This window comes from Amycolatopsis dongchuanensis, assembly GCF_039542405.1.
Lineage (GTDB): Bacteria > Actinomycetota > Actinomycetes > Mycobacteriales > Pseudonocardiaceae > Amycolatopsis_E > Amycolatopsis_E sacchari.
On the sequence record NZ_BAABIB010000086.1, the window covers coordinates 1 to 6,049 of the forward strand.

Annotated in this window: 9 protein-coding genes; 3 read left to right on the top strand and 6 right to left on the bottom strand. The window is 61.9% G+C overall.

Annotation, left to right across the window (positions count from 1 at the left end; genetic code table 11):
* Positions 1-219: 219 nt before the first annotated feature.
* Both ABFX51_RS23090 and ABFX51_RS23095 read right to left on the bottom strand, forming a co-directional pair.
* Entirely contained in the window at positions 220-990 is a 771-nt protein-coding gene (locus tag ABFX51_RS23090; RefSeq protein ID WP_346054887.1) for a hypothetical protein, read from the bottom strand.
* 36 nt (positions 991-1,026) lie between these two features.
* Positions 1,027-2,364 (bottom strand): PDZ domain-containing protein, encoded by a 1,338-nt coding sequence (locus tag ABFX51_RS23095; RefSeq protein WP_346054888.1) that lies wholly within the window; start codon positions 2,362-2,364, stop codon positions 1,027-1,029.
* A gap of 209 nt (positions 2,365-2,573) precedes the next feature.
* Here ABFX51_RS23095 and ABFX51_RS23100 point away from each other — a divergent pair, with 209 nt between their 5' ends.
* The gene (locus ABFX51_RS23100) at positions 2,574-2,825 is read left to right on the top strand and encodes a helix-turn-helix domain-containing protein (protein WP_346054889.1); all 252 of its coding nucleotides are present in this window, start codon (positions 2,574-2,576) and stop codon (positions 2,823-2,825) included.
* A gap of 101 nt (positions 2,826-2,926) precedes the next feature.
* The gene (locus ABFX51_RS23105) at positions 2,927-3,586 is read left to right on the top strand and encodes a pentapeptide repeat-containing protein (protein ID WP_346054892.1); all 660 of its coding nucleotides are present in this window, start codon (positions 2,927-2,929) and stop codon (positions 3,584-3,586) included.
* Here ABFX51_RS23105 and amcA read toward each other — a convergent pair.
* Genes amcA through ABFX51_RS23120 form a run of 4 tightly spaced genes read right to left on the bottom strand, consistent with a single transcriptional unit; the run spans position 3,583 to position 5,362 of the window.
* Positions 3,583-3,705 (bottom strand): multiple cyclophane-containing RiPP AmcA, encoded by a 123-nt coding sequence (amcA, locus tag ABFX51_RS39675; RefSeq protein ID WP_428832495.1) that lies wholly within the window; start codon positions 3,703-3,705, stop codon positions 3,583-3,585. The genes ABFX51_RS23105 and amcA overlap by 4 nt on opposite strands.
* Complete coding sequence (amcB, locus tag ABFX51_RS23110; RefSeq protein WP_346054893.1) at positions 3,653-4,828, bottom strand: cyclophane-forming radical SAM peptide maturase AmcB; 1,176 nt, start codon at positions 4,826-4,828, stop codon at positions 3,653-3,655. Before amcB ends, amcA begins: the two co-directional genes overlap by 53 nt.
* Before the next feature lie 10 nt (positions 4,829-4,838).
* Complete coding sequence (locus ABFX51_RS23115; protein WP_346054894.1) at positions 4,839-5,114, bottom strand: hypothetical protein; 276 nt, start codon at positions 5,112-5,114, stop codon at positions 4,839-4,841.
* Positions 5,108-5,362, bottom strand: a complete 255-nt coding sequence (locus ABFX51_RS23120) for a hypothetical protein (RefSeq protein ID WP_346054895.1) — start codon at positions 5,360-5,362, stop codon at positions 5,108-5,110. The genes ABFX51_RS23115 and ABFX51_RS23120 overlap by 7 nt, the downstream gene beginning before the upstream one ends.
* 162 nt (positions 5,363-5,524) lie before the next feature.
* Between ABFX51_RS23120 and ABFX51_RS23125 the strand changes: the two genes are divergently transcribed.
* Positions 5,525-5,998, top strand: a complete 474-nt coding sequence (locus ABFX51_RS23125) for a helix-turn-helix domain-containing protein (protein WP_346054896.1) — start codon at positions 5,525-5,527, stop codon at positions 5,996-5,998.
* The last annotated feature ends 51 nt before the right edge of the window (positions 5,999-6,049 follow it).

Consider the following 6,049-nt stretch of genomic DNA (forward strand, 5'->3'; position numbering starts at 1 on the left):
ACAACATGATCAACTACCGGACCGGCCAGCCGCCCACCGGGTTACGAGACATCCCTTAGCACACTACCAGTCAGTTGTTCCCTGGGCTGCCCCCGCGCTCCCGCCCCCTCGGCGGGTTTAGCGCGGGGTCTCTTTGTGTTGCGCTGCTCCGCGTGATCAGTTGTCAGCCAGTTTGTCGGCGGGCCACTGGTCTACAAAGGCGCGCGACGGCAGGTTGGATCACCAGCAGATATCGGTGTCGGTGTGCCACTTTCCAGGAAAGATCTGCATTGCGCATCCGCCGGGGGTTGATGGTCCCCAGTTTTGGGGTCTGACATTGCCGTCGGGATCGAATGAGACGTCAAATGTCTTGGTGTAGCCATCGCGATCTTTGTACGTGACCTCGCAATTCGGGCTTGCCGTGTTGTCTCCGGTCCAGGTGCCGCCCACCTGCGAACAAGTTGTCCGTTCGCGGTCCGTCGCTTGCTTCTGATGCTGCGCTTGTTGCTGGATCACGCCTTGATTGATCTGGTTAACAGCTTGTCGAAAGTTTGCTAGCGCCGAGTTGTAGTCAGTCGGCGTAGCTCGATGAAACGTTGTTGCTTTGAATCCCCCGTTTTGCTGTGGGAAGTTCAAATTCAGCGTGTCACCCGCTTGGTTGCCATATACTGACCCCCACCAGCCTGGAAAGTTGAAGGTAGCACTGCCGTCTTGGTTCACCTGGCCGGTGAAATCTTCGCTGCGATCTTCAACTTTTTCATTCGGTGCATCGCCGTTCACGTAATCGTCTTTGATCGTTCCTTGAACGGCGCCTGTTTTTGCTGTTGGCCATTGCAAGAACAGTATGACATTTGAGTCGGAATACAGATAACCGGTGACGCCCGGCGTGGATGCTGCGCCCGGCGCGTCGCCTTGGTTTCCGCTTATCTTGCTCGTTGACGTGCACGCTGTTGTCAACGCAAGTAGAGCGCCAATGAAAAGCGTGAGTATGGGGCGTGGAGGAGCGGCCATGTCACCCGTTCTTTCGGCTACGAAGTATTGTTCGGTTCACAGCCCAGCGATGTTGACGCTTGACGCGTCCTCGGGTGACCGAATTTGCGGTGTGACGGTGACGGGGGTAGTTGTCCCGTTGGGGTGTCGGACGGTGAGGGCAATGCCGATGTTGCCGTAACCGGCCAGCGCGACAATAAGATCGTTTGTTGACCGGACGGTGACGGGTCCGGCCGCGATGATGTCGTCGCCTGGCGCAAGCCCGGCCTGCGCGGCGGGGGTGCCCGCACTGACGCTGCTGACGAGGGCACCCGGAGGCATCCCGGAGGGCGCGTCCACACTCCCGATACCCAGCACCCCCGGTTTCGGTGCGAGACTGTCGTCTCTGTAGGCCGGTGAGTTGTGGGCGGCCAGCGTGAGCGGGATGTCTACTTGTTGTCCGTCGCGTTCCACGTGGAGTGTCACACGGTCGCCGGGGTGGTGGGCGGCCAGTTCGTCCACGACGGCGGGCTGGTACGTGTCCCCTGCTGGAAGGTTGGTGTCGGCGACGCCGAGCAGTCGGTCTCCCACGTGTAAAGCTGACGATGCGGGGGAACCACTCACCAGGCCCGCGACGATGGCTGGCCCCGGCTCGGACGGCGGCTTCAGGGTTGCGTACCAGGCACCCAGCCAGGGCCGGTCGTCTTCGAGCACTCCGAGAGCGGGTGGCGCGGTGTGCGTGTCACCGGTCACGCCGATCACCTGGGTGAACTGCCGTACGGGGCAGCAGGCCGGGTCGATGGCTGTGCTGAACGGTGCGGTGATCGTGACTCGTTCAGCGCTGGGAGCGCCCGAAACCGAGGGAGCCGACATGCCGACTTGGCCTTCGTAGTACGCGATGAACGGATTGCCGCTGTCGAACGCCACCACGGCGAGTACCCCGGTGGGATGATTGACGGACTGGTCAAGCCCGTAGATCAGCAAGTCCGGCGAACCTTGCGTGAATTGGACCGGCCGCGCGATCACGTGCGTCATCGACTTGTCTTGGGGAAGCAGTGGCTGCGGACCCGCCGCGTCAGCGCCCGCCAACAGTGAACTAGTGACCAGCTTATTGGCCGCGTCGAAAACTACGTTCCAGCGCTTGGCGACTGGATCGAAGCTCAACACTTGAACGTCTGTGGTCCCACCGTCTACCGGCTGGTCAGGCGTGACACCGGGGCCGGTCGAGACCAAGATCACGTCATCCGAATGCGATGGGCCATCGAGAGCGGCGCTAGAAGACGAAACCACCCGATAGTTCGCCGGAAGAAACGTCCCGAGGTCTGGCGCTGGCGGACTGGTACGCCCTGCGGTCCCCGCGCTGTCACTGCCCGTGCAGGCTGTGCTGATGGCGGCGGCGACCGTCAGCGTGGCCATGAGTGCCCCGCGAGCTGGCCGTCTTCGGCGTGACGTCCTCTGGCGGGATTCAGTTGTCGGCGTCTGGATCACCGCTCGATCACCAGGCAACGCATCACCTGTTTGTTCCCCTTTACTCCCCGTGCTCGCCTCACCCGTTCCGGTGAACCCGTGTCCAGCACGCACCGCAGTAAGACTCATAGTCTCTGGTCCCATAGTCTGCCTCACTGGTGGCCTGGGAGGCAATGACCAGCCACCGAAAACGCTTCCCCCAGGCCATAGAGTTCGGCCACCGGGTACGGGCGCGTCGTCACGAGCTGGGCTGGTCGATCGAAACCCTTGCCGACAATTCCGGCTTGCATTGGACTTACGTTGGCTCGGTGGAACGTGGCGAACGGAATGTCGCATTACTGAATATCGTGCGCTTGGCCGCCGCTCTCCAGATGGACGCAGCCGAACTGGTGCGTGGCATCATTCCGTAAAGCCCGACCGATACGCGCCTGTCGTGGTTTGACGAATGTCAATCGCTCCGCTCTACGAGTGCGGGTCAAGCACCGTAGGTTATCCCGTGTATCGTGGACGCATGGAATTTCGCGAATTTGGCGCGGTGAATATCCAGCGTCCGTCGCTCGATCGGGAAGACCTCAACAAGAAACCGGCCGCGTTCAAGGGTGACTTTGATCTTGAGTCCGTGCACATTGGACAGGGCGACCAAACCAGGGTGCACGGTGAGGGGAACCTTTCTCACGTTCTTGTGACTGGCGTGGACTTGTCGGGGGCGCGGTTGGCTCCGCTCATGTTGTCCGATGTCGCGTTCGATGACGTGGACATGTCCAACGCTGCGTTGCCGGACACGACGGCACGCCGGGTCGAATTCGTGAACTGTCGAGGCATCGGTCTACAGGTCGCTGTGAAGCAGGCGACGGACATGTATGCCGAGCGATGCCGATTCGATTACGCCACGATCCGTATCGACAAGGTGAAGAATGCGGCCGTGTTCTCGGGATGCTCGTTCCGTGAAACGGTGTTCGTGGGCGACCTGTCGAACGTGGTTTTCGCCGACTGCGAGTTGTACGCCACGGAATTCGAGGTTTCCCGCGCGGCGGATTGCGACCTGCGTTCCTCGCGGCTGACCGACGTTCGCGGTCTGTTGACCTTGCGCGGCGCGAAGATCACAACCGAGCAGGCCGTTTCGGTCGCGCGGCTCATCGCGACCGAAAGCGGCCTGTCAGTAGACGACTAGCGCTTGTTCCAGTTGTCCCAGCCGGGTCGGTTGTCAAACTCGGGGCTGTTGTCCCAAGTGGGTCGGTTATCGAATTTCGCTAACCGTATTGGCTTCCACTGGCTCAGCAGGCGGCGCAATTCGCCCGCACGCGAGCGAATCCGCCGTTCCAATAGCATGGTTTCTGCCGGCAACGCGGAGTACTCCTTCCATGAGCCCGATCTTGCTGTTTCGGCAATAGTTCGTTTCCGTTCCGTCAAGCCTCCCTTCCTCGAAATACCGGTTCGCGGGATGCCCGCCCCCGCAGAAATTGAAGTATGAGCACACGTCGCGGCAGGCGTGTACGCCGCGCACGAATTCGGTCACCCACGACGAACGGACGCCGCGCCGGATCAACTCATTCAGCGGCGCGTCCAGCACGTTGCCACAGGCGAAGTCCCCGAACCGGGGCGAGCGGAAACCGGCCAGCTCGGGAGAAATCAGCGTCACCGATCCGTCATAGGCGACCGTCGGCAACGGGTCTATGCGCGGCCGTAAACTGTTCTCGTCACGGCCAAGCACACTACCCACGTAACCGAGCGCGCGGTCAATCTCCCGCACCCGCACCACCGGATTCGCTCGCCATGCACGCACCAGCTCAGCCCAAAACGAAACAACCTGCTCGGCATCGCGCGCGTTGCTCTCGGCGTTCACGCCTTCCTGTTCTTCGACGTTGACACCAAGGGAGAATGCCCCCACGGTCATCGCGAAGTCATACAAGCGCCGTGCTCGCTCTGGGGAAGGGTCGGAGACGACCGAGATTATCGACACGTCATGACCGTATTTGGCGAGCTTCTCAACCCCTGTCATGATGCGCGTAAACGCGGGTCTACCCCGCAAATCAACGCGCTGAGCATTGTCGCCTGGTGGACCGTCGATGCTCACACCGACATGAACGTCGTATTCAGCGAAGAATTCGCACCATGCGTCGTTAATCAGCGTGGCGTTGGTTTGTATCCCGTGTGCTACATCGAGGCCACGAAAGCAGTCCATCAACTGCCGCAGATGGGCGCGCCCGACCGCGAGCGGTTCCCCGCCATGCCAGCAGACCTCGACGGTGCGCCGTTCGGTCCACGGGCGCACCGACCGCGCCACCGCACTGGCAACGTCGGGCGACATGGTGAGATGCCGTCGCCGGAACGGCAGGTAGCAATAACTGCAATCCAGGTTGCACACCGTTCCCGGTTGCATGATGACAGAATCCGGTGGCCCGAAAACGCCCATGTTTCACCCCTTATTCTGTTTCCGGGTCGTCTCCGGACCAGATCTGAAAATCCTGAATTCTGCGGTTACACGACCCGGCGAAGGTTAGAGCGTTGTGCGCGAGCGCGATAGCGAATTCTTTTGCGATTGAGGCATCCTGGAATTTGGGACCGGCCAGTAACACAAGCTCGTCGGTACCGTTGCTGATAATCAACGCGGGTAGCCGACCCCGGTAGATCACCGACAGCGAATAGCATTGCTGTGTCACCTCAACCGTGGTGCGCTCATCGTCGCGCCGGGTCACCACGACAAGACCTCGTGCACAACGTCGGCGACCGCGCCGTTGACCGCGCGTGTCGTGGTGCCTCGAACCTCTCGGGTGGCTATGGCGTCGTTGTAGGACTGGACGCACACGGCATCCGAGACGGCGCCGCGCTCGCGGACGTAGACCAGGGCCGCCGGGTCGCTCGGGTCACCGATCGGGGTGCCCACCCACCCGGACAGCACCAGGCGCGAGAGCGCCGCCGTGTGCCGCGCGTGCTCGTCTGCCGTCACCGCTCATTCACGCCTTTCCGCTCCGTTGGATCACGGAACCGGCGACCGATCGGGGGCGCGGCCACCGGTTCCGCTGTGTCCACCATCGGGAAGGAAAGGCACGACGGATAGAGGTTTGGCGTCTACCCTCGTCTACAATCCGTGATTTGCAGGTGGTGACCGGTGGATGACCTAGGGGCACGGCTGCGGGCAGCTCGCGAGGTTGCTGGGATGAGCCTGGCGGCGATGGCTGTTCGCACGCACTACAGCAAGCCCCTGCTCGGCCTACTGGAGACCGGGAAACGCACGATCAAACCCGAACACGTAGTCGCCTACTCGCGTGCCCTGAACGTGTCCGTGGGCACGCTCTACGGTCGTCTGGATGACCCGCTGAGGGTCGCACACGAATGGCTGGTGGCGGATACGCCTGTTCAGCGCTACTCGGCGGCTGGGAGTCGCGTCGGCCCCAGTCTTGCGAGCGAGCTGGAACAACGCGTGATCGAGCTACGGCACCTGGACGATGTGATCGGCGGGGGTGACCTGATACCGCTCGTTCGGCGTGAGCTGGCCGAAGCCGAACGGGTGGTGAACGAGTCGAGCTACACCGAGCACACCGGGCGGCGGTTACTCACCGTGGTTGGCGAGCTAGCTGTATGAGGCGTTGACGTTGGTGACGCCGGTGTGGAGCCGGGAGGCTGGCGGCTGGTT

Excerpts from the sequence above, each read along its gene's own strand:
- ABFX51_RS23095 (WP_346054888.1), bottom strand. The coding sequence starts at position 2,364 with ATGGCCACGCTGACGGTCGCCGCCGCCATCAGCACAGCCTGCACGGGC.
- amcB (WP_346054893.1), bottom strand. The coding sequence starts at position 4,828 with ATGGGCGTTTTCGGGCCACCGGATTCTGTCATCATGCAACCGGGAACG.
- ABFX51_RS23090 (WP_346054887.1), bottom strand. The coding sequence starts at position 990 with ATGGCCGCTCCTCCACGCCCCATACTCACGCTTTTCATTGGCGCTCTA.
- ABFX51_RS23105 (WP_346054892.1), top strand. The coding sequence starts at position 2,927 with ATGGAATTTCGCGAATTTGGCGCGGTGAATATCCAGCGTCCGTCGCTC.